The 25,030-nt window shown below is 44.4% G+C and carries 22 protein-coding genes and 1 tRNA gene; 13 read left to right on the top strand and 10 right to left on the bottom strand.

Annotated features, from left to right (window positions below; translation table 11 throughout):
• Nucleotides 1-38 precede the first annotated feature (38 nt).
• Both NL647_RS24650 and arcA read right to left on the bottom strand, forming a co-directional pair.
• Nucleotides 39-1,043, bottom strand: coding sequence for an ornithine carbamoyltransferase (locus NL647_RS24650; protein ID WP_005432863.1), 1,005 nt, complete (start codon nt 1,041-1,043; stop codon nt 39-41).
• 157 nt (nt 1,044-1,200) lie between these two features.
• Nucleotides 1,201-2,421 carry an arginine deiminase gene (arcA, locus tag NL647_RS24655; RefSeq protein WP_005432859.1) on the bottom strand — a complete coding sequence of 407 codons (1,221 nt, stop codon included), beginning with the start codon at nt 2,419-2,421 and terminating at the stop codon, nt 1,201-1,203.
• 584 nt (nt 2,422-3,005) lie between these two features.
• Here arcA and rraB point away from each other — a divergent pair.
• Together rraB and NL647_RS24665 are read left to right on the top strand one after the other, a co-directional pair.
• Nucleotides 3,006-3,422 carry a ribonuclease E inhibitor RraB gene (gene rraB / locus NL647_RS24660; protein WP_005432867.1) on the top strand — a complete coding sequence of 139 codons (417 nt, stop codon included), beginning with the start codon at nt 3,006-3,008 and terminating at the stop codon, nt 3,420-3,422.
• Between the two features lie 171 nt (nt 3,423-3,593).
• A complete protein-coding gene (locus tag NL647_RS24665) occupies nt 3,594-4,394 on the top strand; it encodes a hypothetical protein (RefSeq protein ID WP_253650761.1) in 801 nt (266 codons plus the stop codon).
• A gap of 16 nt (nt 4,395-4,410) precedes the next feature.
• Here NL647_RS24665 and NL647_RS24670 read toward each other — a convergent pair whose 3' ends face one another.
• The 5 genes from NL647_RS24670 to pepA form a co-directional block, all read right to left on the bottom strand.
• Nucleotides 4,411-5,316 carry a bifunctional helix-turn-helix transcriptional regulator/GNAT family N-acetyltransferase gene (locus tag NL647_RS24670; RefSeq protein ID WP_187992678.1) on the bottom strand — a complete coding sequence of 302 codons (906 nt, stop codon included), beginning with the start codon at nt 5,314-5,316 and terminating at the stop codon, nt 4,411-4,413.
• A 115-nt stretch (nt 5,317-5,431) separates the two neighbouring features.
• Nucleotides 5,432-5,830: a DUF2061 domain-containing protein gene (locus NL647_RS24675; RefSeq protein ID WP_005432839.1), complete on the bottom strand. Its 399-nt coding sequence runs from the start codon at nt 5,828-5,830 to the stop codon at nt 5,432-5,434.
• A gap of 226 nt (nt 5,831-6,056) precedes the next feature.
• Nucleotides 6,057-8,915, bottom strand: a complete 2,859-nt coding sequence (locus tag NL647_RS24680) for a valine--tRNA ligase (protein ID WP_005432830.1) — start codon at nt 8,913-8,915, stop codon at nt 6,057-6,059.
• A 94-nt stretch (nt 8,916-9,009) separates the two neighbouring features.
• Nucleotides 9,010-9,459, bottom strand: a complete 450-nt coding sequence (locus NL647_RS24685) for a DNA polymerase III subunit chi (protein ID WP_050908037.1) — start codon at nt 9,457-9,459, stop codon at nt 9,010-9,012.
• A gap of 115 nt (nt 9,460-9,574) precedes the next feature.
• On the bottom strand, nt 9,575-11,083 hold the full coding sequence (gene pepA, locus NL647_RS24690; RefSeq protein ID WP_005432840.1) for a leucyl aminopeptidase: 1,509 nt from the start codon (nt 11,081-11,083) through the stop codon (nt 9,575-9,577).
• Between the two features lie 200 nt (nt 11,084-11,283).
• On the opposite strand from pepA, the gene lptF reads away from it, so the two are divergent.
• Both lptF and lptG read left to right on the top strand, forming a co-directional pair.
• On the top strand, nt 11,284-12,384 hold the full coding sequence (lptF, locus tag NL647_RS24695) for an LPS export ABC transporter permease LptF (protein WP_005448809.1): 1,101 nt from the start codon (nt 11,284-11,286) through the stop codon (nt 12,382-12,384).
• Nucleotides 12,385-12,387: 3 nt separating this feature from the next.
• The gene (gene lptG, locus NL647_RS24700; protein WP_005441983.1) at nt 12,388-13,458 is read left to right on the top strand and encodes an LPS export ABC transporter permease LptG; all 1,071 of its coding nucleotides are present in this window, start codon (nt 12,388-12,390) and stop codon (nt 13,456-13,458) included.
• 74 nt (nt 13,459-13,532) lie between these two features.
• On the opposite strand, the gene NL647_RS24705 is transcribed toward lptG, so the two are convergent.
• Complete coding sequence (locus tag NL647_RS24705; RefSeq protein WP_047517475.1) at nt 13,533-14,012, bottom strand: RDD family protein; 480 nt, start codon at nt 14,010-14,012, stop codon at nt 13,533-13,535.
• Nucleotides 14,013-14,257: 245 nt separating this feature from the next.
• On the opposite strand from NL647_RS24705, the gene NL647_RS24710 reads away from it, so the two are divergent.
• Together NL647_RS24710 and NL647_RS24715 are read left to right on the top strand one after the other, a co-directional pair.
• Nucleotides 14,258-14,923 (top strand): SDR family NAD(P)-dependent oxidoreductase, encoded by a 666-nt coding sequence (locus NL647_RS24710; protein ID WP_009703097.1) that lies wholly within the window; start codon nt 14,258-14,260, stop codon nt 14,921-14,923.
• A 176-nt stretch (nt 14,924-15,099) separates the two neighbouring features.
• A tRNA-Leu gene (locus NL647_RS24715) sits at nt 15,100-15,184 on the top strand.
• Nucleotides 15,185-15,365: 181 nt separating this feature from the next.
• Here the strand turns inward: NL647_RS24715 and NL647_RS24720 are convergent.
• Nucleotides 15,366-17,036 (bottom strand): hypothetical protein, encoded by a 1,671-nt coding sequence (locus tag NL647_RS24720; RefSeq protein WP_253650762.1) that lies wholly within the window; start codon nt 17,034-17,036, stop codon nt 15,366-15,368.
• A 30-nt stretch (nt 17,037-17,066) separates the two neighbouring features.
• The gene (locus NL647_RS24725; protein WP_005448805.1) at nt 17,067-17,516 is read right to left on the bottom strand and encodes a type III secretion system chaperone; all 450 of its coding nucleotides are present in this window, start codon (nt 17,514-17,516) and stop codon (nt 17,067-17,069) included.
• A gap of 404 nt (nt 17,517-17,920) precedes the next feature.
• Between NL647_RS24725 and NL647_RS24730 the strand changes: the two genes are divergently transcribed.
• From NL647_RS24730 to NL647_RS24760, 7 genes are all read left to right on the top strand, one after another.
• A complete protein-coding gene (locus NL647_RS24730; protein WP_005448803.1) occupies nt 17,921-18,226 on the top strand; it encodes a PTS sugar transporter subunit IIB in 306 nt (101 codons plus the stop codon).
• Nucleotides 18,227-18,314: 88 nt separating this feature from the next.
• Nucleotides 18,315-19,649, top strand: a complete 1,335-nt coding sequence (locus NL647_RS24735) for a PTS sugar transporter subunit IIC (protein ID WP_029790579.1) — start codon at nt 18,315-18,317, stop codon at nt 19,647-19,649.
• Between the two features lie 47 nt (nt 19,650-19,696).
• Nucleotides 19,697-20,008, top strand: a complete 312-nt coding sequence (locus NL647_RS24740; protein ID WP_005448800.1) for a PTS lactose/cellobiose transporter subunit IIA — start codon at nt 19,697-19,699, stop codon at nt 20,006-20,008.
• 10 nt (nt 20,009-20,018) lie between these two features.
• Nucleotides 20,019-21,341, top strand: a complete 1,323-nt coding sequence (locus NL647_RS24745) for a 6-phospho-beta-glucosidase (protein WP_253650763.1) — start codon at nt 20,019-20,021, stop codon at nt 21,339-21,341.
• Between the two features lie 17 nt (nt 21,342-21,358).
• Nucleotides 21,359-22,114 (top strand): chitin disaccharide deacetylase, encoded by a 756-nt coding sequence (gene chbG, locus NL647_RS24750; RefSeq protein WP_239214755.1) that lies wholly within the window; start codon nt 21,359-21,361, stop codon nt 22,112-22,114.
• A gap of 102 nt (nt 22,115-22,216) precedes the next feature.
• Entirely contained in the window at nt 22,217-23,215 is a 999-nt protein-coding gene (locus tag NL647_RS24755; RefSeq protein WP_009698790.1) for a LacI family DNA-binding transcriptional regulator, read from the top strand.
• 145 nt (nt 23,216-23,360) lie between these two features.
• On the top strand, nt 23,361-24,611 hold the full coding sequence (locus NL647_RS24760) for an HD-GYP domain-containing protein (protein WP_009698789.1): 1,251 nt from the start codon (nt 23,361-23,363) through the stop codon (nt 24,609-24,611).
• Nucleotides 24,612-25,030: the final 419 nt, after the last annotated feature.

Here is a 25,030-nt window from a genome sequence, read left to right on the forward strand (position 1 = left end):
TACATCATGGTTTTTGTTACCATTTTTAATGCTATGGTTTAGCTGCCTAATGTCGCAACCATCACGGCTTTGATGGTGTGCATGCGGTTCTCGGCTTCGTCGAATACGATAGAGTATTCAGATTCAAACACCTCTTCGGTGACTTCAAGCCCTTTCATACCGTATTTCTCCGCGACCTCTTTACCCACAGTTGTTTCATCGTTGTGGAAAGCTGGCAGGCAGTGCATGAACTTCACATGAGGGTTACCCGTTTGCTTAATCACATCCATATTGATTTGGTAAGGTGTCATCAGCGCAACACGCTCATCCCAAGCCTCAGCCGACTCACCCATCGAGACCCAAACGTCGGTGTATAAGAAGTCACACCCTTTAACGCCTTCTTCAACGTTTTCCGTCAGCGTGATTTTCGCACCGGTTTGTTGGGCAATTTCTTGGCAAGTTGCCACTAATGCTTCTTCTGGCCAGAACGCTTTTGGCGCTACAAGGCGGATGTCCATGCCCATTTTTGCTGCGCCAACCATGAGTGAATTACCCATGTTATTGCGAGCATCACCAAGGTAAGCAAACGTCATCTCATGCAGTTGTTTCCCACGTCCGTGCTCTTGCATGGTCAGGAAGTCTGCAAGGATTTGGGTAGGGTGGAACTCATCCGTTAAACCATTCCAGACAGGTACACCAGCATAAGTACCAAGCTCTTCAACAATGGATTGACCAAAGCCACGGTATTCAATCCCGTCGTACATACGACCAAGAACACGAGCGGTATCTTTCATTGATTCTTTATGACCGATCTGTGAGCCAGAAGGACCGATGTAAGAGACTTGAGCGCCTTGGTCAAAGGCCGCGACTTCAAACGCACATCGGGTACGAGTAGAAGATTTCTCAAAGATTAGTGCGATGTTTTTACCTTGAAGTTTCTTCTGCTCTGTTCCTGCATATTTAGCTTTTTTCAGCTCTGCAGACAGTTCGAGCAAAAACTGGATCTCTTTAGTTGAGAAGTCCAATAGCTTCAAAAAGTTGCGATTACGTAGATTGAAAGCCATAGCTCGTCCCTTAGGTCGTTTGGTTGATAAAGAATAAAAGTATTAAAACATATAAATGCTTTTATTGTGAATAATTATTTTAATTATAAACAAAAAAAGGTTGATGCATTCACATCAACCTTAGTCTCAATTGGTTTTATTTGGTGGGAGAGATTTCTCAAATATCGTCACGTTCGATTGGGCAGCTCATACAACGTGCACCACCACGACCGCGACCAAGCTCGTTACCCGGAATAGTCAGGACTTCAATGCCAGCTTTGTCGTACTTCTCGTTAGTGTAGACGTTACGTTCGTAACCAATCACAACACCAGGTTTCACCGTCAGTACGTTGTTGGCATCGTTCCATTGCTCTCGCTCAGCTTCGTAGCTGTCACCACCCGTTGTGATGATCTTCAATTGGTCTAAGCCAAGTGCCGATTCAATGGCATGCAGATAGTTGTGTGATGCTTCGACATGCATTTCACCGTTGCCTTTAGGTGTTAGGCGCCAAGTATCTAAATCTTTACGCATGATCTCTGGGTATACCGAGAAAGTATCCACATCCATATGCGTCATGACCGTATCAAGGTGCATACACGAGCGGTGTTTTGGTAGGTCGATAGCAATCACTTCTTTCGCTTGACCAGACTTAAACAGGCTTGCCGCTAAGTTTTCTACACCTTGTGGGGTTGTGCGCTCAGACATACCAATCAGAACCGCACCTTTACCGATAACTAGTACATCACCACCTTCAACGTTGGCATTGTCGTAGTGCTGGTCTTCATCACCAAAGTAGTTAATGAAGTCTTGACCAGCGAAGGTTGGGTGCCAGCGATAAATCGCACGCAGATGGTTGGTTTCGCGTTGACGTGCAGGCATCATCATTGGGTTAAGAGAAACGCCGCCGTATACCCAGCATGACGTGTCACGGGTAAAGAGGTGGTTCGGCAGAGGTTCGATCACGAAGTCCAGTGGGCGCTTCATCTTCGGCAACATTGATGAAGATTTGATTGGCAGTTCCGAGTAAGCCAAGCCGCCAAGGAGAATGCTTGCTAGATGCTCATCGTCCATCTCTGCGAAGTACTGGCGTAAGTCACGAGCGAAAGTCGGACCGTAACGGAAGTCAGAGATCTGAGTATTCAACAACCATTGTTTTGCTTCTGGAACCGCAAGGGTTTCAACCAGTAGATCATGAAGTAGTAGTACTTCGACATCTTGTTCACGCAGTGTGCGCGCAAACGCGTCGTGTTCTTCACCTGCCGCTTCTACCGCTAATACGTCATCAAACAGTAGCTCATGGCAGTTCGATGGCGTTAGGTGAGTGAGGGCGCGCTCTGGGCGGTTTAATAGAACTCGTCTTAGTTGACCAACTTCTGATCCAACGTACAGCTTACTCATTTTGCATCCTTACAAATATTCCAGCCGTTAGTTATGACAAGCTTGGTGCAAAGATGCAAGTCTTAGAACTTTGCTTATATATTGCAAAAATATAATTTTTTGGCGTTATATTTTGTAAATGCTTCCTTGGTGTATTTTAATTCTATATTTTGTTGTTTGTTCATGAGTTTTAAAAAGTGCGTTTTTATTCTTTTTCGTTTGAGAAAGAAGTCATACATCAAAAGTGCATAAAACGTGCATAACCATTCTGAAATATGCAGTTTTTGGCTTTCTTTTATTCGTTAGGTCAGAATTAACGAGCCGTTGCTGTATTCACTCCAAGATCATAAACACGCAAACAAGCCTAAAATTACTCGTCTCAGGCTCAATTAGGATCTTCTGAATATTAAAGATTAGCCGTTTTTGTTAATTTTTTGTTTCTGTGAGCGAGGTTTAGATTTGTGAGTAAAAATTATCATCAAGAATCACCGCAGTTTGGTGTTTGTTTGTGGCTTTTCATCGCAATCCGTGCCATATTTCACCGCATTAACGTACTCAGTTTAGAGTATAGTGTTTCCATCAAGTAACTAATCTGGAGCCAAAACATGTCTCACGAAGATGAATATCTATCAGTAGAAGAATTAATTGAGATTCAAAAGGAAGAGACTCGCGATATCATTGCAGCATTGCTAGAAGATGGCAGCGATCCAGATTCACTATACGAAATCGAGCACCACCTATTTGCTGAAGACTTCGATACGCTAGAAAAAGCGGTTGTTGAAGCGTTCAAGATGGGCTTTGAAGTTCTTGAAGCTGAAGAAACAGAAGATGAAGACGGCAACAAACTACTTTGCTGTGATGCAACAATGGAATCTGCACTAAACGCAGAAGCAATTGATGCTCAGGTTGAGAAACTGGTTCATCTGGCAGAAAAATACGACATCATTTATGACGGTTGGGGTACTTACTACGAAGGCGAAGATGCGCTTTACCCTGAAGAAGATGATGAAGACGAAGAGTAATCCTCTTATTCAATCTAAGAAGCCAGCGTTTATCGCTGGCTTTTTTGTGCCCTGAAAATGATAACCGCAGGTAACGATAAATAATTCTCATTGAGTTTGTGTGCTTATTGCCTGTAACCCTAAGTTACTTGTGTATATAATGCGTGAAAATTGATCTAGCTCAAGGTAACTATGCAACTCTCACTCGCCGGTTTATGGCAAGTCTCTCCACTGACGGACCTTTCTATCCCACAGGATGACATTACTTTCCCTGCTCCTTTGAGTCAGGTATTGCCTGCTGAACTGACTGAAGAAGCGATTCGTCAGCAAGAGTGGCACCTGATGCACGACATTGAAGTGGACGAATCCATGATGGCATTCCCTGCGATAGAAATGGTGTTGGGTGGTGTGGATTACCATGCAGAAGTGCGTTTGAACGGGGTAGCATTGTTCGACTGTGATGGCTCACAAAGCGTGTACAAGAAAGACATTCGTCCGTTCATGCAGATGGGGCGTAACCGTTTTGAGATCCTGTTCCTTGAGGAAGAAGAAGACCTTCTGTTGGATGAGGATAAACCAGAGTTGTGCTCACTTGCGGATCATGAATACCAAAAGAGTGATGAGCGCTTGGGGGTATGGCAAGAGCCGTATCTACAGTTCATTCGCAATGTGCGTTTAGACCGTGTAGCAACCGAGCAGATTTGGCACCACGGTGGTGGTTGTGAGTTTAAGGTGGATTTGTACTACCAAACTTTTGCGCCGGGTTTAGTATCAGCATCGGTTAAGTTTAATGGGATGACTTACCATATTCCTATTGATGTCCGAGCGGATCATGCGAGTGCTTTATTCCAGATCGAAGCGCCAAAGTATGCCGATCTTAATGATCCCGATCCAAAAGATCTCTACGAACTCGTGGTGGAGTTGGATGGGCAACGCCAAGCATTTACAGTGGCACTTAGCCAAGAGCTCTGTGTTACCCATCTTGTACTTTAAGTTTGGGGATAAAACGCTATAACGTCTTAAGCATCACGACTTCACATGCATCATGCCCTGTTTGTCCTAGCGGGGCATCGAGATGCTCAAAGCCTAGCTTTTCATACAAGCCTACCGCTTCTCTTAGACATTCGGTCGTTTCTAAATAGCACTGCTGATACCCAAACTGTTTCGCTAGCTGTAAGCTCAATGCGACGATGCGTTTAGCTAAGCCGTGTCCTCGCGTTTGAGGTAAGAAGTACATCTTTTGCAGCTCACACACATTTGGCTCACCAGCTAAAGGTGCAAAGCCGCCGCCACCCACAATCTCGCCTTGGTACTCGACTACCCAGTAGGCTGCGCCTTGTTGGTCGTAAACCGAGTACATATCATCAAGCGTTGGATCTGCCACACCATAACCTTTATCTGCGGTTAAACCGTATTCTGCAGAGACTTTACGAATCACGTCCGCAACTTGCGAGTTATCTGCTTTGGTAAGAGGTCGAAGAACGTATTCCTCAGCCTGGCACACTTTCGTTAGCCCTTTTAGGTAAGTCTCTAGACCAAGTTTGAGTTGCTCTTGCTCGTTGTCATCGAGTTGGGTAAGCAGTTGTTCAAAGAAGCTGTTTTGCTGCTGGTCTAGTTGCGATAACGCCTGTTGCCCTTGTTCTGTAAGCCCGACAAGTTGGCTACGTTTGTCTTTTGGGTTTTCGATGCTCTCAACCAAGCCTAATTTAATCAGACCAGTAACGGTTCGGCTCGCATTGGACTTGTCGACATTAAGCTGCTGTGCCAATTGATTGATGGTTAACGGCTGCAGCTGGATTTCACCTAATGCGTGCGCTTGTACTGGAGTGAGAGCGACATCGCCGCATTGTTTATCGAGCATACCAAGCAATCGGACGGCTTGACGGGAGTAGTGTCGGAGTTGACGAGCATTCATAATCACTTACCTCTGGAAACAAAGTTGCGTACCGCAATTAAATTAATTGCGGTGCGCAACTTTGTCAATGGTAAATGTTATTTTGCTTGTTAGGAGGCGTATTGAGCCTCCATGTTTAAGCGTGTTGGTGTAGACAAAATTGTGGTGCTTGGTTATCTGATTTACGCATCCATACTTTCTCGTGGAAGTAGTAAGCCACTGTGTTCAAGCTTGGCTCTAGCATCGCCATAATACCGCCGACAAACGCATCACCTGTTAGTAAGTAAACCACGCTAAACGCAACACTGAAGTGGATAGTGGCAAAGCTTGCGGTTTTTAATTTGGTCATCCACTGACGAGCTTTAAGCGCTGGGACTTTTGCCCATGCCTTTTCATGAAAGTAGAAAGCGACGGTGTTCACTGAAGGCTCAATCATGGCAATTAAACTACCAATTAGAATGTCGCCAGTAAGCACGTAAGCGACACTAAACGCGATAGTAAAATGGAGTGCAGCAAAGGTTAGTGTCTTTTTCATGATAATTACTCAATCGTTGTGTTGTTTCGATAGGTCTATTATTGAGAATTATTATCATTAAATCTAATGGGCAGTTAAGATTAGTTTGATAGGTAAAAACTATTAAATAGGAGGGGAAGTAGGAGAGAAGAGCGAATATCTTTGAAAGCTTTCCTAGCGATAAAATGCAAAAAGGGTTGATGCTTTCACACCAACCCTTTGATTCTTTTACTCTAGCCTTTAGCGATTAAAGTGCAGCGATCGTTGTCTTCTGCTCTTCTAGCTTAGCTAGCGTCTCTTTGTAGCCTTCAAGTTTCTCACGCTCTTTAGCAACAACTGCTTCAGGAGCTTTCGCTACGAAGCCTTCGTTACCTAGTTTGCCTTCGATACGCTTGATTTCGCCGTGAGTTTTCTTGATTTCGCCATCTAGACGAGCAAGCTCAGCGTCTTTGTCGATCAGACCCGCCATTGGGATCATCAGCTCAGACTTAGCAACCAATGCTGTTGCACACGCTGGCGTTTCTTCGTCAGCAGCAAGTACGCGTACAGATTCTAGTTTCGCTAGAGACATCAGTACTTGTTTGTTTGCTTCTAGACGCGCTGCGTCTTCTGCGTTTGCAGCTTTCAGCATAACGTCAAGCGGCTTACCTGGGTTGATGTCGTATTCAGCACGTAGGTTACGGATGCTGGTAATGAACGCTTTCACCCATTCAATATCGTCTAGCGCTTCTTGGTTGAAGTTTGCTTCGTCGAATTGAGGCAGTGCTTGAAGCATGATTGTCTCGCCTTCTACACCTTCAACTAGTGGCTTGATGCTTTGCCAGATAGTTTCAGTGATGTAAGGAATCACTGGGTGAGCTAGACGTAGCGTCTTCTCAAGAACCGTGATTAGTGTACGACGAGTACCACGCTGTTGCGCTTCAGTACCTTTCCATAGAACTGGTTTAGTTAGCTCTAGGTACCAGTCACAGAATTGGTTCCAGATGAATTCGTAAAGCGTGTTAGACGCCATATCTAGACGGAAGTTGTCGATATGGTTGTTGAACGCTTTCGCTGCAAGTTCAAACTGAGACTCGATCCACTTGTCCGCTAGTGAGTATTCAATCTCACCACCGTTGAAGCCACAATCTTGCTCTTCTGTGTTCATCATTACGTAACGGCTTGCGTTCCATAGTTTGTTACAGAAGTTACGGTAACCCTCAAGACGCTTCATATCCCAGTTGATATCGCGACCTGTTGATGCCATCGCTGCAAGAGTGAAACGTAGTGCGTCTGTACCGTATGCTTCGATACCGTTTTCAAACGTCTTACGAGTGTTCTTCTCGATCTTCTTCGCTAGCTGAGGCTGCATCATGTTGCCACAACGCTTCTCTACTAGAGACTCTAGGTCGATACCATCGATCATGTCGATTGGGTCAAGTACGTTACCTTTCGACTTAGACATCTTGTCGCCGTTTTCGTCACGGATTAGACCAGTAACGTAAACTGTCTTAAATGGTACTTGTGGTTTGCCGTTTTCGTCTTTCACGAAGTGCATGGTCATCATGATCATGCGCGCAACCCAGAAGAAGATGATGTCGAAACCAGTTACTAGTACGTCTGAAGGGTGGAATACTTTCAAATCGTCAGTTTGCTCTGGCCAACCTTGAGTACCGAACGTCCATAGTGCAGAAGAGAACCATGTATCCAGTACGTCTTCGTCTTGGTGCAGTTCAATAACTGACTCTAGGTTGTTGTTCTTGCGAACTTCTTCTTCGTCACGACCTACGTAAACATTACCTTGGTTGTCGTACCAAGCTGGGATGCGGTGACCCCACCATAGCTGACGAGAGATACACCAGTCTTGAACGTCACGCATCCAAGAGAAGTACATGTTTTCGTATTGCTTAGGAACGAATTGGATGTCGCCGTTTTCTACTGCTTCAACCGCTGTTTTCGCTAGAGGCGCAGTACGTACGTACCATTGGTCAGTTAGCATTGGTTCGATAACCACGCCACCACGGTCGCCGTAAGGAACTTGTAGATCGTGATCTTTCACTTCTTCAAGTAGACCTAGCTCGTCGAATTCAGCAACGATAGCTTTACGAGCGGCAAAACGCTCCATACCGTGGTACTTAGCTGGTAGCTCAGTGCTGTAAGCGTCGCTTGCTTCGCCGTTGGTGTTGAAGACTTCAGAAGCGTCACGGATGTTCGCGTCGAAAGTCAGAATGTTGATCATTGGTAGCTGGTGGCGCTTACCAACTTCGTAGTCGTTGAAGTCGTGCGCAGGTGTGATTTTCACACAGCCAGTACCTTTTTCCATATCTGCGTGCTCATCGCCCACGATTGGGATGCGACGATCAACGATAGGAAGGATGATTTCTTTACCGATAAGATCTTTGTAACGTGGATCTTCTGGGTTAACTGCAACACCAGTATCGCCTAGCATGGTCTCTGGACGAGTCGTTGCAACAACGATGTAGTCTTTGCCATCCGCTGTTTTAACGCCATCTGCTAGTGGGTAGCGGAAGTGCCACATGTTGCCTTTAGTGTCTTTGTTCTCTACTTCTAGATCTGAAATCGCAGTGTGTAGCTTTGGATCCCAGTTAACTAGACGCTTACCGCGGTAGATTAGGTCGTCTTCGTATAGACGTACGAACACTTCTTGAACAGCGTTAGATAGACCATCGTCCATCGTAAAGCGCTCACGATCCCAGTCTACAGATGCGCCAAGACGACGAAGCTGCTTAGTGATAGTGCCGCCAGATTCGCCTTTCCATTCCCAGATTTTGTCGATGAAAGCTTCACGACCGTAATCGTGTTTTGTTTTGCCTTCTTCTGCAGCGATCTTACGCTCAACAACCATCTGAGTTGCGATACCTGCATGGTCCGTACCTACTTGCCAAAGAGTGTTTTTACCCTTCATGCGCTCACAACGGATAAGCGTATCCATGATCGTATCTTGGAACGCGTGGCCCATGTGTAGGCTACCAGTGACGTTCGGTGGCGGGATCATGATGCTGTATGATTCTTTAGTAGTGTCACCGTGTGGCTTAAAGTAGCCTTTCTCTTCCCAAGTCTGATATAGAGCTTGTTCGATTGAAGTTGGGTTGTATGTCTTTTCCATAGCGCTCTTTTAATGGATACGTTGATGGTTGAATCTAAGTCAATCTTTATAAGTGAACTCTCTGAGTGGAGAGCTTAACTATAAGGATTGACCGTTAAGGATATTGAATTTCGATCGTTTGCAGTTGATAACCTGCCTGACGGTAAATTTTATACCTTTCTCTTGCGAGCTGTTTAGCTTTTTCTTCGCAAGGCACGAAGTCTACCACTTGAGCAAACTTGTTCGCAAAGGTTGTCTCATTTTCCGCCAAATTAATTACCAGCTGACGGTTCCAATTAGGTTTTACACCTTCATGGCCGATTTCAATATTGGTGGCGTATTTCGGTCCTTCGCCTACAAGATTATGTGCCATGAACTTGTCTGCATCAATTTGCCAAAAGGCTTCGGCGAGCTGCTCGGCGTGCGGTTTGTCTTGGCAATTCAGATACACTTTTGCCCCTTGGCGAGCAAAGTGCTGAGTCAAAAACACGATGTATTCTTCAAAGCCAGTCACCGTTGCTTGCGGGCTCTCTTCGTTAATGATGTAGAAGGTTGCAGTTTGCATCATTCTCTCGCTTGCCGTTGGTCTCTTCCTAAGACCATCTTAAATCCGATTTTCAATCAAGAAAATCGAGGTAATAAAAAAGGGCCTTGCGGCCCTTTTAGATGTTGTTCAGAAATTACTCTTCTGTCTCTTGGCCGCTGCGGTTCAAAAGGAATTGGACAAGCATTGAGACAGGACGGCCCGTTGAGCCTTTCGCTGCGCCTGATTTCCAAGCAGTACCTGCGATATCGACGTGTGCCCAGTTGTACTTCTTAGCAAACTTAGACAAGAAGCAACCCGCAGTGATAGTACCTGCAGGACGACCACCGATGTTTGCCATATCAGCAAATGGGCTCTTCAACTGCTCGTGGTACTCGTCTGCCATTGGTAGACGCCATGCACGGTCACTTGCTTGCTCAGAAGCGTTTACTAGCTCATGAGAAAGTGGGTTGTGGTTAGAGATTACGCCGCTAATATGGTGACCTAGTGCGATAACACAAGCACCCGTTAGCGTTGCAACGTCTACTACACAGTCTGGTTCGAAACGCTCTACGTAAGTCAGTGCGTCACAAAGAACAAGACGACCTTCCGCATCCGTGTTCAGAACTTCTACGGTTTGACCTGACATGGTTGTTAGGATATCACCTGGACGGTAAGCGTTGCTGCCTGGCATGTTTTCACAGCCTGCTAGAACACCAATAACGTTAATTGGTAGGTTTAGCTTCGCTAGCGCTTTCATCGTACCGAATACAGATGCTGCACCACACATGTCGTACTTCATCTCATCCATACCTTCACCAGGTTTTAGAGAGATACCGCCTGAATCGAACGTCAGACCTTTGCCGACTAGTACGATAGGTTTTGCTTCTGATTCTGGGTTACCTTTGTATTCGATAATCGACATCATTGATTCGTTCTTCGAACCACGACCTACTGCTAGGTAAGATGTCATGCCCAGTTTTTCCATCTCTTGCTCACCAATGATCTTGGTGGTTACAGTTTCGTAATCGTCAGCAAGGCGACGTGCTTGAGAAGCAAGGTACGCTGGGTTTGCGATGTTTGGTGGCATGTTGCCAAGATCTTTTGATGCTTTCACACCAGATGCGATAGCTAGACCGTGAGTGATTGCTTTCTCACCTAGGTTTAGTTCACGACGCGTTGGTACGTTGAATACTAGCTTACGCAGTGGACGACGAGTTTCTGGCTTAACGCTCTTGAACTGATCGAATGTGTAAAGACCATCTTTAGTCGCTTCTACTGCCTGGCGAACTTTCCAGTAAGTATCACGACCCTTAACGTGTAGTTCAGTTAGGAAACATACTGCTTCCATAGAACCTGTTTCGTTAAGTGTGCTGATCGTCTTTTGAATGATTTCCTTGTACTGGCGCTCGCCTAGCTCACGTTCTTTACCACAACCTACGAGTAAAACGCGCTCTGACAAAACACCTGGTACTTGATGCAGTAGCAGCATCTGACCAGGTTTACCCTCTAGATCACCACGGCGAAGTAGTGAACTGATGTAACCGTCACTGATTTTATCAAGTTGCTCGGCTACTGGAGAAAGGCGACGTGGTTCAAACACACCAACAACGATACATGCGCTACGTTGTTTCTCTGGACTGCCACTTTTAACACTGAACTCCATGCGTACTCCTACATCCTGAAGACAAATTGCTCTAAATGTTAGATAATGATCGCTTACTTGTTGAATTTAAGCTCAGGTCTTACCAACAGAGCTGATTTAAGCGCTAACATCTAGTTTATAATTTTTAAAAAAATAAATGGTTCAACGGGAAACTATAGTGATTCGACCAAAAAAACAAGTTTTGTATAGGTAATTTCAGCGTGATTATTGTTAGATATTTGATCCGCGAAACACTCAAGAGCCAATTTGCGATTTTCTTCGTGCTTTTTTTGGTGTTTGTGAGCCAGAAGTTTATCAGTGTTCTTGCTGATGCTTCGGACGGGGATATTCCTGCTGGGTTAATTTTCTCAGTTGTTGGTTTAAACATGCCAGCAATGGGGCTATTAATGCTGCCATTAAGTTTGTACATCGGCATATTGATCACATTTGGTCGTTTATATGCGGAAAGTGAAATTGTGGTGATGAACGCGACGGGTATCGGGAATAAGTTCCTGGTACAAGCTGCGTTGTACTTGGCGATCATCACATCGGGTGTGGCCGCGTTCAATGCATTATGGCTATCGCCTTGGTCACAAGACCGTGTTGAGCAACTTTATGAGCAAGTCGCGGCAGAAAACAGTGTCGACTTATTGAAGAAAGGTCAGTTCCAAGGCACGCCAGATGGTTCTTCGGTTGTCTTTATTGATGACATCAAAGACAGCACGTTAAGTAATGTGTTTGTAGCACAGATGCGTCCGCGTGATTCCATCTTACCAAGCGTGATGTTTTCCTCTTCTGGTGAAGTAAAAGAACTGTCGGATGGGCGTCAGATCATCACTATGCATGAAGGTACGCGCTATGAAGGTGTGCCGACTCGTGTTGAATACATGGTTACTAAGTTCGATCAGTACGAAGGTTTGATTGGTCAGCGTGAAGTGAAGCAAAAAGGTCGCGATTGGGAAGCGTACCCAACGGCAGACTTGATTGGTCACCCAGATCCTGAAGCGCAGGCTGAGCTGCAATGGCGTATCTCGTTGTTCGTGTGTATTCCACTATTAACGATGCTGGTTATTCCTTTGTCGGCAGTGAACCCGCGCCAGGGACGCTTTGCTAAAATGGGACCAGCTATCTTGATTTACTTGGCGTACTTCCTTGCGATTAGTGCAACGAAATCCGCGCTAGAAGATGGTGCTATTCCTGCTGCTATTGGTATGTGGCCAATTAATGCCATGTTATTGATTGTCGCTATCTTGGCTAACATGATGGACAGTGTTCCAGCTCGACGAATTAAAGACAAATTCCGCAAGAAGAGGCTCGCGTAAGCTGTGTTCAAACTCTTAGACCTTTACATCGGTAGAACGATCATCTCTACCACAGCCTTGGTTCTGGCGACTTTCGTCGGCTTGTCGGGCATCATCAAGTACGTAGAACAGTTGCGTAAAGTTGGTCGTGGTGCTTACGACCTAATGCATGCGCTTTACTTTGTTTTGCTGAGTATTCCTCGCGATATCGAAATGTTCTTCCCAATGGCGGCGCTGCTGGGAGCCTTGATTGGTTTGGGTATGCTTGCTTCAAGTTCTGAACTTGTGGTTATGCAAGCCGCGGGTTTCTCTAAGTTGGATATCGGCTTATCAGTACTTAAAACCGCAGTACCTTTAATGCTTATCGTTATGACGCTCGGTCAATGGGGCGCACCAGAGGCGCAAAAGATGGCGCGTGACCTACGTGCATTTGCTCTATCTGGCGGTAGTATTGTGTCGGTGCGGGCTGGGGTGTGGGCTCGCGATGCCAACGACTTCATCTTTATCGGTAAAGTGGAAGATGACAAACTCTACGGCTTGAACATGTGGCGTTTCGATGAAGATAAGAACTTAGACAAAGTTATCTTCGCAGAAGAAGTCGACTACCAACAAGATAACAATTGGTTGATGCGTTATGTCCAAATCACCGATATGGAAAATGAAAACGTCATTACCAAGCGCGATTTAGAGCAGATGGAATGGCACACCTCATTAGCACCAGATAAGTTGGCGGTGGTAACGGTGAAACCAGAAGAGCTTTCTTTAAGTGGCTTATATGACTATGTGACCTATTTGAAAGCCTCGGAACAAGATGCTTCGCGTTATGAACTCGCATTTTGGCGCAAGCTATCTCAACCACTCTCTATCGCAGTAATGATGCTGATGGCGTTGTCGTTTGTTTTCGGTCCATTGCGTAGTGTCACCATGGGTGCAAGGGTGCTCTCAGGGGTAGTTGCAGGTTTTACCTTCTACATATCCAGTGAGTTCTTTGGACCTCTGACCTTGGTATATGGTATTCCGCCAGTGTTCGGTGCCTTGGCCCCTAGTTTGGTGTTCCTAGCAATTGCGGTATCCTTGCTAAGAAGAAAACTGTAGGCTTTCAAAACGCGATAAACATAAAAAAGGAAGGCACTGTGCCTTCCTTTTTCTATTCTGCTTGCGCGGTTTCGCTATTTTGCTTTCGGCAAGACAACGACTTCGGTTTTTGCCCAAATGTCGTGGAAACCACGTTTTTGTGGGTCGATTGGTACAGTCAAGTTAGCCAAACCAAAGCCCGACGTACCTAAACGAATTAAAGCCTGAGTAACCGTAATTGGCGCACCATCCTTACTGTTACGAATTTGCATTTTCCAAGCTCGCATGCCCAGTGTTTGTCCTGCGCGGGTCCAGAAGAATACAAAGAAGTAGATCCACACCACAGCCAGATACAGCGTGAACAATGGGCTTAGAAATGGATGCTTTCCTAGCATATCTGCTGCATCCACATATTCCCCATAACTCAGCAAGCCTGCCGCATTAAGCGCAAAAACAATCGCCATTACTACGCCTGCTGCCATCATCTCAATCGCTAGGATGATCAGCGTGTCGTAAAACAATGCTGCGAGTCGACGGAAAAAGCCCGCTGGTGGAAGAGTTGTCGAAGTCGTCATAATTCCATCACTTACCTTTAAAATTGTGCGTCAGAATATAGATTCCATTAGCTTGTGAAAAGAGAGCTAACGCACAGAGTCTTCAATTGTGGGCAAATCACAAGTTTGAATACGACTCTATCGCTAATCAACTATCCAACAAAGTAACCGAGTTCAAACTTCCTATCATGCAATCTGTGAAAGCATCAAACATGGGTTACTTTGCTTAGAACACAAGATTACGAATGATGTGATAGAGGTACAAGATGATCGTAATTACAGGCGCGAGCAGTGGCTTAGGTGCGCAGTTAGCTAAGTTGTATGATGCTCAAGGCGAAGAAACACTGTTAACTGGTCGCAGCGAAAAGAAGTTAAATACGCTTGCTCAACACCTCTCGAGTAAAGCTAAGGTAAGAAGTTGCGATCTTATCGACGCATCTCAAGTCGAGAAGTTGTTTGATGAGTTGCCTCAAGTGCCTTCAACTCTGATTCATTGTGCGGGAAGTGGTTATTTTGGTTTGTTAGCCGAGCAAGACCCACAAGAGATTCAAAAGCTGATTGAAAACAATCTCACTTCAGCAATTCATGTCTTAAGAGAGTTGGTAAAGCGTTATCAAGATCAGCCGGTAAATGTTGTGATGGTGATGTCGACAGCGGCACAACAGCCTAAGGCACAAGAATCGACCTACTGTGCGGTGAAGTGGGCTGTCAAAGGTTTGATTGAATCCGTTCGTATGGAATTAAAAGGCAAACCAATGAAAATTATCGCAGTGTATCCTGGAGGTATGGCGACTGAGTTTTGGGAGACGAGTGGTAAGTCTTTAGACACTAGTAGTTTTATGAGCGCAGGTGATGCAGCGCGGATGATTCATGGTGCGCTATCAAATATCGGTAATGGTTACGTTTCGGATATTACCGTTAACCGTTTATAGGACTGAATGGTGGTATTACAACGAAGCAAAACGGCAGACTGAGCTAAGATGAGATCTTCTTTGTCACACTTTGTGGCGAAATTATCAGCAAACGATAGTTATTTAAGGTTTTTCTGCTTGCGCAGGTCAAAAGCTTACGTATAATGCCAACCATCAAAGGGCAATAGCCCAGAGATGCCGGTGTGGTGAAATTGGTATACACGACGGATTCAAAATCCGTTGCCTTCGGGCGTGGCGGTTCAAGTCCGCCCACCGGTACCATATTCCAAGACAGAGCCTCGACGAAAGTCGGGGCTTTGTTGTATCTGAGGTTTGTGAATTCAAATCCAGCGTGGCGGCAGGCGTGCCTGTCCAATCAACTCCGCCCACCGGTGCCATATTCCAAGACAGAGCCTCGACACTATCGAGGCTTGGTTATTTGTTGGAATCTTATTACGCGGGATTAAAGAGGAGCGGCTCGATAGTCGACGTTAATTGGTCCATTTAACTTGGCATCAATTTGGCTATTGTGCGCTGCTATCGTTAGATTGACCTCAAGATGCAGCGAGCTTTTATCCGGATCTAATGGCTCTTCGTTTAAACCAATCATCATTTTAAGTTGCATGTCCAATTGGGCATGAAGTTCCATTGTGCCATCTTCTTTATTGTACAAATTGAACGTGGATGTTGGGTCGCCTATTGGCGTGATGCCTTGTTCATTCATTAAAGAGATAAGGACGCTTGCAAACAACTCTTGGTTAGCAAAGTAGCTTACGCCTGTCGGCATTTTACTGATGTCATCTAATGTTGAATCTTCATTGCGACTGATTTGTGCACCATCAACTAGATAAGTTGCACGATCAAAGTCTTTCTCAAACTGCTCACTGCGTTTTTCATCCACTTTTGCGGCGATTTCTTTGAGTGCATTGGTGACGGCTGTGGGGTTAGTCAGCGTGACATATTGTTTGGTTTGCGCAGCAACAGGCTCTTGAGTAAGCCCACAATCGTCAAGATTTAAGTGGTTGTCATTGGCTTGCATCGTTAAAAAGGCAGAAGCAAACTCAGGATCTGATGCTGAAATCTCACCAGCACCAATACCCTGTCCATAGTAACTTACCCAATCATTTAAACGTTGCGATGCTTTGTCACTAACATGTGCGCGTTTATCTAACTCTGTAATTAGTGCATCAAGCAGTGTTTCAGTTCGACACAGTTTAGTCAGTGTTAACAACTGCTCTTCATGTGGAATATCGGCTTGCTCTAGGTCATCCATTACTTGCATTTTGAATCCTGGAGAGTTGAGCAATTGGACCAGTTCTTTGCTGGTTGGATGATTAAGAATAGAGTTGAGTAAATCGCTGGCTTGAGTCTGAGATAAGTCTTGCGTTAATTCAGACACGATACGTTGCTGGTAACCACTCTTGTCGTCAGCGCCAAGCTTTTGCTTATCGACATCAGCTAAGTCAAATTGCGCGCGTAGCATGATCTTTTGCGCACAATTATCGAGGTTGTGAAGTACTTGATAATGATCTTTCTGATTGAATGCATCCGCTACTTGGTTGAAGTCTTCTTGAATACCTTGTGGAAGACGATGTATGTCATCAACAACGGTTTGGGCGATCTCAGCAATTTCTCGTTGAGTCAATTGATGATGTTGTTTGTCGCATGCCTCGTGAAGCAAACCTTCAAATTGTTTTCCTGCTGCATTATTTGGAGCCAACCATTGCCCGTGGTCGTTGTTAGCAAGTAATTTTTGAGCGCCATTTGGAGAGGCAATAAAATCATGAACGGCTTGGGCATTGAAAGCGGTCATGGCCTTGCTGATGGCATTCGCCTCACCAACAATGGTCTGGATGACTTTTCCGCTTAACGGCTTACTACCGGAGGTAATATCTAACTTAGAAGCTAGATGTGAGGTGATATCACTTCCGTACTCTTTCTGTAATGAGTTGAGAAAGAGCCCCATGGTTTGAAGGTTAAGATTGGATTGAGTTTGAGTGTGCTTTGCAAAAGGAGAAAGCGTTTTGCCTTCAAAACGACCACTTTTTAAAGTGACCTCTCCTTGATTGTTTTGATTGGCAACCACAGTGTTATTTTTAGCAACACTAAGAAACTGTTGTAGTTGTATAGCCATATCGGTATCTCTATAAATTCTTGAGGAAAATTAAACGCAGATAGCAGTATTGAGCATGCTATTTTTAGGGGGCGAGTCCTCTTGGGTACTCTCTAGCAAATGACGGCATTTCTCTGTTTGACTGATGAAACACGACAGTGCGCTTTCTAGGTCAAACACAGTACAAAGACCAGCATCCACGCTGTATGTCAAAACGATACTCGCTGTGTGAGTTTCAAGGCTTAGAGACATATTGAGTTCTTTATATAAGGCTTTATTGAACTGCATTAAGCTTGATAATTGTTTTATGCCTTGTTGGGAACTTAATGGTCCTACTAGCGATGTCAGGATCAGCCGTTCACGTTTAGGGTCCAACTCGATGTCTAGTAAAAGAGTTTCATCAACCATCAAAGTACAATGCCCGTCTTCGTTGGGCTGGAGTGTGTCGATGCCTAGGTCTGTAACTAATTCTTGAAATAATTGCTCAATTAATGTGCTCACGTCAGCAGTCTCAATGGTTTATTTAGTTGATGGCAATGTATAAGAGCTGTGTCGAGAAATCTGTCAATGACGGTTGTGATGTTTTAGGTTACTAAGAGGATTAAATAGTTAATGACATGAAATTCAAATGATTATTATCATGGTTTTTATGCTTCTAAATAGCGAGGTTGATAATAAATTTCTTGTTTTTAATTTAATGTTTTAATTGAATAAATATGAAAATTGTAAATATATACTTAGCTTTGTCTTTTCCTGTCTAATTCCTATTTTTATGTAATTACTCCTTTGTTTTATATTGAAAGTGAGATCTTGTTCATATTCAATGCAACCGGTTGCGCTTTTTTGTGTTGGTTATTTTTGCTACAGTTTTTGTAGTTCGAAATTTACACAATGGGAGCAAGGCTATGAAAAAGATCCTCTTATGCTGCAGTGCTGGAATGTCGACCAGTATGCTAGTGAAGAAAATGGAACAAGCTGCTGAAAAGCAAGGGCTTGAGTGTAAGATTGATGCACTGTCAGTTAATGCGTTTGATGAGGCAATTAAAGAGTACGATGTCTGTCTGTTAGGTCCGCAAGTGCGATTTCAGTTAGAGGAGTTGCGCAAAACAGCACAGGAACATGGTAAGAATATTGATGCAATCTCTCCACAAGCCTACGGGATGATGAAAGGAGAAGAAGTACTCCAGCAAGCTTTAGAACTTATTAACTAATTCAATAATTTTAAATAGAAATAAGAGTTGCCACTAAATATCAATATTTGGTGTGGGATTCTTTTGTCTGAAAATAAGGATGGATTCTATGAAGCTCTATGATGCGATTATAGGAATAGTCGAAAAACATATAGCCCCAATTGCAGCGAAAGTAGGTAATCAGCCTCATGTCAGAGCAATGAGAGACGGATTTATTGTGGCAATGCCGTTTATTATTGTTGGTAGTTTTATCTTAATTTTTGCTTTCCCACCATTTGCTGAAGACACGACGTTTGCACTAGGACGAATTTGGTTGGATTTTGCGACCACGCATTTCGATACCATTATGATGCCCTTCAATATGTCGATGGGCATCATGACCATATTTGTCTCGCTTGGCGTCGCCTATAGTTTGGCGAAAGCGTACAAGATGGACGGTATCACCAGCGCCGTATTGTCTTTGATGTGTTTTTTGCTGGTAGCTGCACCTGCAAAAGACGGAGCGCTTGCTATGAAACATATGGGGGGGACCGGGATCTTTACAGCGGTAATGTGCGCCTTCTTTGCTGTTGAGCTATACCGCTTCATGAAAAAACACAACATTACTATCCGCATGCCAGAACAAGTACCACCTGCGATTGCTCGTTCTTTCGAAGTTCTTCTTCCGGTACTGGCTGTATTTCTAACACTGTACCCATTAAGTATCTTTGTTCAAACTCAATATGACATGTTGATCCCTGATGCAGTGATGGCGATGTTTAAGCCATTGATCAGTGCTTCCAACACCTTACCAGCAATCATCGGTGCATTGCTTGTGTGTCAACTACTTTGGTTTGCTGGTATTCATGGTGCCGCAATTGTGGTTGGTTTATTGTCTCCAATCTTCCTAACCAACATCAGTGCCAACATTGATGCGTTTGTCGCGGGTCAACCAATTCCAAACGTATTCACTCAACCATTCTGGGATTTCTACATCTTTATTGGTGGTTCGGGCGCAACGCTTGCCCTTGTTATGTTGATGTCATTTAGCCGCTCTGCTCACCTTAAGAGTATTGGTCGCATGAGTGCGGTACCTGGTTTTTTCCAAATTAATGAACCTGTGATTTTTGGTAGTCCAGTCGTAATGAACCCAATTCTATTCATTCCATTTGTGTTTGCACCAATCGTTAACGCAACCATTGCTTACTTTGCAGTACAACTCGGCTTTGTTGGTATGGGGGTTGCGACCACGCCATGGACGACTCCGGCGTTAATTGGTGCCTCGTGGGGGAGCGGTTGGACATTCTCACCTGTGCTGTTGGTGATTGGGCTTCTGATTCTTGATCTCTTCATTTATCTGCCGTTCTTCAAGATGTTTGAAAAGCAGGTTATGGAACAAGAGTTACCTACGAGCAAAGAAAGTAAAGACGCTGAACAGCCATCAGGCGAGGGCGTGACAGCTTAATCATGATTTGGCTGTCGCTTGGCAGCCTTCATTTCCGGAGAGAAGAAATGGAACAAGAACTAGTCGTAATGGAAATTATCTGTAATGCAGGTGAAGCCAGGAGTTTGAGCTACGAAGCGTTGCGTCTATCGAGAGAGAAAGATTTTACCGCCGCAGAGGAAAAGCTTTCTCAAGCAAAAGAGTGCATTAACAAAGCGCATCTGATTCAAACCCAATTGATTGAAGAAGATCAGGGGGAGGGCAAAGTGCCAATGACTCTTGTTATGGTACACGCACAAGACCACTTAATGACAACCATCTTAGCGCAAGAAATGGCAGTGGAAATCGTTGCGTTGAACAAGCAGTTAGCAGCGAGATAAGGACGGTACGATGCCAAGAAATGCAATCAAACTCGCCATTATAGGTGGTGGAAGCAGTTATACCCCAGAGCTTGTTGAGGGGGTAATTAAGCGTTTGGAGTTCTTGCCTGTAAAACAGATGCACTTTGTCGATATTGAATCAGGTGCGGAGAAATTAGAGATCATCAAAGGCTTGGCACAACGGATGATTGATAAAGCAGGAGCTGATATTGAAATCAAAGCCGGCTTTGATCGTCGTGAAGCGATAAAAGATGCAGATTTTGTAATGACTCAATTTCGCGTTGGCGGACTAACGGCACGAGCGAATGATGAGCGAATTCCAATCAAGTATGACGTTATCGGTCAGGAAACCACGGGGCCCGGAGGTTTTGCAAAAGCGCTGCGCACTATTCCTGTTATTCTCGATATCTGTAAGGACATTGAAGAACTTTCTCCACACGCGTGGATGTTGAACTTTACTAACCCTGCAGGTTTGGTATCAGAAGCGGTCAGTAAATACTCCAACGTAAAAAGTATAGGTTTGTGCAACGTTCCTGTATCTATGGAGATGATGATTGCCGAAATGATGGATTGCGAGCCAAAAGAGCTTCAGCTTGAGTTTGCTGGTTTAAACCATCTTGTTTGGGTGCTCAAGGCTTGGTTGAAAGGAGAAGACGTTACGCAAACCGTTCTGGAAAAAGTTGGGGATGGTGCCAACTTCAGCATGAAAAATATATGGGAAGAGCCGTGGGATCCTGCGTTTCTTAAAGCGCTTGGAGCCATACCTTGTCCGTATCATCGTTATTTCTATCAAACAGATGCGATGCTAGCGGAAGAAAAGCAGAGTGCAGGAGAGCAAGGGACACGTGCTGAGCAGGTGATGGAAACAGAAAGCGCATTATTTAAGCTTTACCAAGATCCTAATTTAGACCACAAGCCAAAGGAATTGGAAGAGCGAGGAGGCGCTTACTATTCTGACGCGTCGTTGAATCTCGTGGATGCAATTTACAACAATCGTAACAGTATTCATGTAGTGAACGTGCTAAACAATGGTGCTATCAATGGCTTACCGGATAGCGCGGTGATTGAATGCAGTGCAGTGATCGGCAGTTGGGGAGCGAAGCCGCTGGCAGTTGGTGAGCTGTCTAGCAATATCAAAGGACTACTTCATCAGGTCAAAGCTTATGAACAACTCGCTATTGAAGCAGCAGTGGAAGGAAGCTACGAAAAAGCGTTAATGGCGTTAACCAATAATCCACTTGTTCCTGATATCGGACGGGCTAAGTCCATTTTGGATGAGATATTAGAAGTAAACGCCACGTATCTGCCTCAATTCAAATTGACGACTTTGTAAAGTAAGGAACCGCACCAATGAAAGTGATCTTTAACGCAGATGATTTCGGTTTAACTCCGGGTGTGAACAAGGGAATTATCAAAGCCCATCAACAGGGTGTGGTTCAGTCTACAACAATGATGGTGGGAATGGATGCAGAGCGGCACGCGATTGAATTAGCAAAGCAGAACCCAAATTTGAACGTTGGTGTGCACCTTCGTTTTACTACCGGTATTCCTTTAACGGGACATCCAAATCTTACTCGTGGTCAAACTCAGTTTGTTAGTTACGATGAGCTATGGAAGATACAAGATTTCGAAGAAGAGGTGGTCTATCAAGAAGCGGTGGCCCAGGTGGAAGCATTTCTTAAATTGGGTCTACCACTAAGTCATTTAGATAGTCACCACCATGCGCATACACATCCACAACTGCTTCCGGTGATTCGAAAGGTTGCTCAGAAATACAAAGTACCTTTGCGTGGTAGCGGTTTGTGCCACATAGAGAACAGTGTGAAGTATTACTTTACTGCTGAGTTCTATGATCAAGGGGTTAGTTTGGAAGGTATTATGAAGCATTTATTGAGTTTGAAAGCTCAATATGACGTAGTTGAAGTGATGTGTCACCCGGCGGAAGCGGACCAATCTCTATTGTCGAAAAGTAGCTACGCCCAACAAAGAGAGGTGGAACTTCAAGTCCTGACTTCTCCCGTTTTTAAACAAGAACTTGCTCAGCATGGTATGGCAATCACGGATTACTCTGCTCTCGTTTCTTCAAGTGAAGTCGCCAGTGTATGATTAAGGCTGTCAGCATCGCCCCCTATACACCTTACGATTTGCTGGCAGCCACTTTTCGCTAAGTCATGATTAACAAAACAGGAAGTTGGATTAAGCAGCATTATGGCAAGGATTAAAGATGTAGCCGAACTCGCAGGAGTAAATCGCTCAACGGTTTCTCGTATCATTAACGGAGAAGGGAAGTTCCGAGAAGAAACGAGAAAGAAAGTCGAAGCTGCGATGGCAGAGCTCAACTATCGCCCTAGTGCAATCGCGCGTTCACTCGCGACCTCTTCTAGTAATATGGTTGGCCTTTTGGTGACGTACTACACGGGTGGGTTCTTTGGTGAAATGATGGAACAAGTGCAGACTGAGTTGGATATGCACAAGAAGTTCCTCATCACGGCACAAGGACATCATTCAGCGGAAGGGGAGCGAGAGGCAATTCAGCGTTTTAATGATTTGCGCTGTGATGGTTATGTGCTCCATAGTCGTTATCTTTCTGATGATGATTTGAGAGAACTTGCCAAACTACCAACACCATTTGTACTGCTCGATCGGTATGTCGAGGGCATTGAAGAACGCTGTGTGACCTTTAACCATCATCACGCGAGCCGAATTGCTGTTGAGCATTTAATCGCTGGTGGCCATCAAAAAATAGTTTGCATCGCTGGTCCCTCTCAACGCCAAAACAGTTTGTTGAGAAAGCGAGGTTATATTGATGCAGTGAAAACGGCGGGTATAGACATCGATGAGAGTTGGTGTGAAGAAGGAAACTACGGTCGTCAAAGTGGGTACGATGCAATGGCTGCTCTTTATAGAAGGCATCCCGATTTGACCGCAGTGTTCTCATGCAGTGAAGAAATGACCGTGGGTGCCATGCAGTTTCTTCATGAGCATCGTATCTCCGTACCGAAGCAAATCTCATTGGTGAGCTTCGACAGTGTGGATTTGTGTGAAAGTTTGTACCCAACTGTGTCAGCGGTACATTTCCCGATCAGTGATATGGCCAGAGTAGCGGTGCAAACGTTGATAGGCTTAATAAAAGAGCAACCATTGATGACTCAACCCGAATTTGAAGCGCAATTAAAGCTGCGCAAAGCCGACCGAATAATTACTTAGTTTCCCTTTCTTATCGACCTGGTTAGTGCAACTTTGTTGACGACATGCACAGAGGTGCTTGATACATCCTCCTTATTGATGAATTCATTTACAAAATTGACTACTATTATAGGCTTATCAGGAAAACCGAATCAGTAGTGGAAAAGTGGCAGCAATTAAACTTACAGTGGATCGTATTCAGCCCGGGTTACATATCCGTCTTCCGCTAAAGTGGAATGATCACCCATTCCTACTCAATAGCTTCAAAATCAAAGACCAAGAACAAGTTGAGATGATTCGTCATCTTGGTGTGAAGTTCGTTTATTTCAATCCCGAGCAAAGCGATGCGTCTCCTTTACCTGCAAATCAACCTCAGGTCGAAGTAACGCAAGACAATACATTAGATCTTGAAGCGCAAAAGCTTTGGAAAGAAAAGCAAAAACGCATAGAAAAGTTAAGCGCGTATCGACGCCGTGTCATTCAATGTGAAAAAGAGTTTGAGCGTTCACTTGCGAGAATGCGTTCAGTGATGACCAAAATTCGCAACCGCCCTGTCGATGCAGTAGGGGAGGCACAACAACTGATCGATGACATCGTTGATAAGTTAATGTGTGATGACAATGTGACACTGCACTTAATGAACGGTAAAAACGAGTTTGAAGATATCTACTTCCACTCCCTTAATGTTGCGGTAATCGCGATGATGATTGGACGTGCGAAGGGGTATTCAGCGGAGCAACTTAAAGCGCTTTCTTTTGCTGCTTTGTTCCATGATATGGGCAAAATCAAAATTCCAACCGCTATATTAAGGAAGCAAGTTCCACTCACTGAACCAGAAAGCAATTATCTAAAGCTACATACTAAGTATGGCTTGGATATGGCTAATCAAATTGAAGACTTTCCTGACAGTGCAAAAACAGTGATAGCGCAACATCATGAATTGCGTGATGGTTCCGGCTATCCTGAAGGTTTGAAGGGAGATGAGATTGATGAACTCGCTCAAGTGATTATCGTTGCGAATGCTTTTGATAATTTATGTCACACCTCGATTGCTGCTGAACAAAAAATTCCATATACGGCGCTTTCCCACCTCTATAAGAATTGCAAACACTTATATAAAGAAGAGAACCTCAACATCCTTATTAAGTTTATGGGGGTGTTCCCACCGGGAACAGTGGTTCAGCTCTCCAATAATATGGTGGGATTGGTTATCTCTGTTAATGCGTCCCACTTACTATTTCCAAATGTACTGGTCTATGACCCAGCAGTTCCAAGAACTCAAGCGCCAATCATTGACCTTGCATCAAAGGACATAAAGATAGTTAATGCGATTCATCCGTCTAAACTGCCGGAGAAAATCAAAGAATACCTTAATCCACGTTCACGCATTTCTTATTTCTTCGATAGTGATGAGTAGTTATCCACAGCTTTTTGTGGGTAAATTGTAGAAATCCTGAGTGTTATTTCTGGGTAATTTTAAGGTTGGATGGAAAGTATCCATTTGGCATGTTTTTTTAGAAAAAATGCATTTTTAGTATTGCCAAAGAAAATCTTCTCCCTATAATGCGCATCCATCGACACGGCAGACGCCACAAGGCTTCAGCAGGGTCGGAGAGGTAAAAAGCTTCTACGAAAAATTAGTTGAAAAAAAGTGTTTGACACTCTCAATTATCTCGCTAGAATGCACCTCCGCTTTGAGAGAAAAACTTCTCGATAAGCAAGCTCTTTAACAATATAGACCTATCAATCTGTGTGGGCACTCGTTGATGATAATCCAATTAGAAATTTCTCTTAATAAAGAGCGGTTTCAAATTAGGTTTCAATGAAACGAAGTGA

The sequence above is a fragment of the Vibrio sp. Y29_XK_CS5 genome, assembly GCF_024181835.1.
Lineage (GTDB): Bacteria > Pseudomonadota > Gammaproteobacteria > Enterobacterales > Vibrionaceae > Vibrio > Vibrio harveyi.

Coding starts and splice junctions, on each gene's coding strand:
- rraB (WP_005432867.1), top strand. CDS start 3,006: ATGTCTCACGAAGATGAATATCTATCAGTAGAAGAATTAATTGAGATT.
- NL647_RS24745 (WP_253650763.1), top strand. CDS start 20,019: ATGCCAAGAAATGCAATCAAACTCGCCATTATAGGTGGTGGAAGCAGT.
- NL647_RS24735 (WP_029790579.1), top strand. CDS start 18,315: ATGAAGCTCTATGATGCGATTATAGGAATAGTCGAAAAACATATAGCC.
- pepA (WP_005432840.1), bottom strand. CDS start 11,083: ATGGAGTTCAGTGTTAAAAGTGGCAGTCCAGAGAAACAACGTAGCGCA.
- NL647_RS24740 (WP_005448800.1), top strand. CDS start 19,697: ATGGAACAAGAACTAGTCGTAATGGAAATTATCTGTAATGCAGGTGAA.
- NL647_RS24710 (WP_009703097.1), top strand. CDS start 14,258: ATGATCGTAATTACAGGCGCGAGCAGTGGCTTAGGTGCGCAGTTAGCT.
- NL647_RS24665 (WP_253650761.1), top strand. CDS start 3,594: ATGCAACTCTCACTCGCCGGTTTATGGCAAGTCTCTCCACTGACGGAC.
- chbG (WP_239214755.1), top strand. CDS start 21,359: ATGAAAGTGATCTTTAACGCAGATGATTTCGGTTTAACTCCGGGTGTG.
- NL647_RS24705 (WP_047517475.1), bottom strand. CDS start 14,012: ATGACGACTTCGACAACTCTTCCACCAGCGGGCTTTTTCCGTCGACTC.
- NL647_RS24685 (WP_050908037.1), bottom strand. CDS start 9,459: ATGCAAACTGCAACCTTCTACATCATTAACGAAGAGAGCCCGCAAGCA.
- NL647_RS24730 (WP_005448803.1), top strand. CDS start 17,921: ATGAAAAAGATCCTCTTATGCTGCAGTGCTGGAATGTCGACCAGTATG.
- NL647_RS24650 (WP_005432863.1), bottom strand. CDS start 1,043: ATGGCTTTCAATCTACGTAATCGCAACTTTTTGAAGCTATTGGACTTC.
- NL647_RS24720 (WP_253650762.1), bottom strand. CDS start 17,036: ATGGCTATACAACTACAACAGTTTCTTAGTGTTGCTAAAAATAACACT.
- NL647_RS24755 (WP_009698790.1), top strand. CDS start 22,217: ATGGCAAGGATTAAAGATGTAGCCGAACTCGCAGGAGTAAATCGCTCA.
- NL647_RS24670 (WP_187992678.1), bottom strand. CDS start 5,316: ATGAATGCTCGTCAACTCCGACACTACTCCCGTCAAGCCGTCCGATTG.
- NL647_RS24680 (WP_005432830.1), bottom strand. CDS start 8,915: ATGGAAAAGACATACAACCCAACTTCAATCGAACAAGCTCTATATCAG.
- arcA (WP_005432859.1), bottom strand. CDS start 2,421: ATGAGTAAGCTGTACGTTGGATCAGAAGTTGGTCAACTAAGACGAGTT.
- NL647_RS24675 (WP_005432839.1), bottom strand. CDS start 5,830: ATGAAAAAGACACTAACCTTTGCTGCACTCCATTTTACTATCGCGTTT.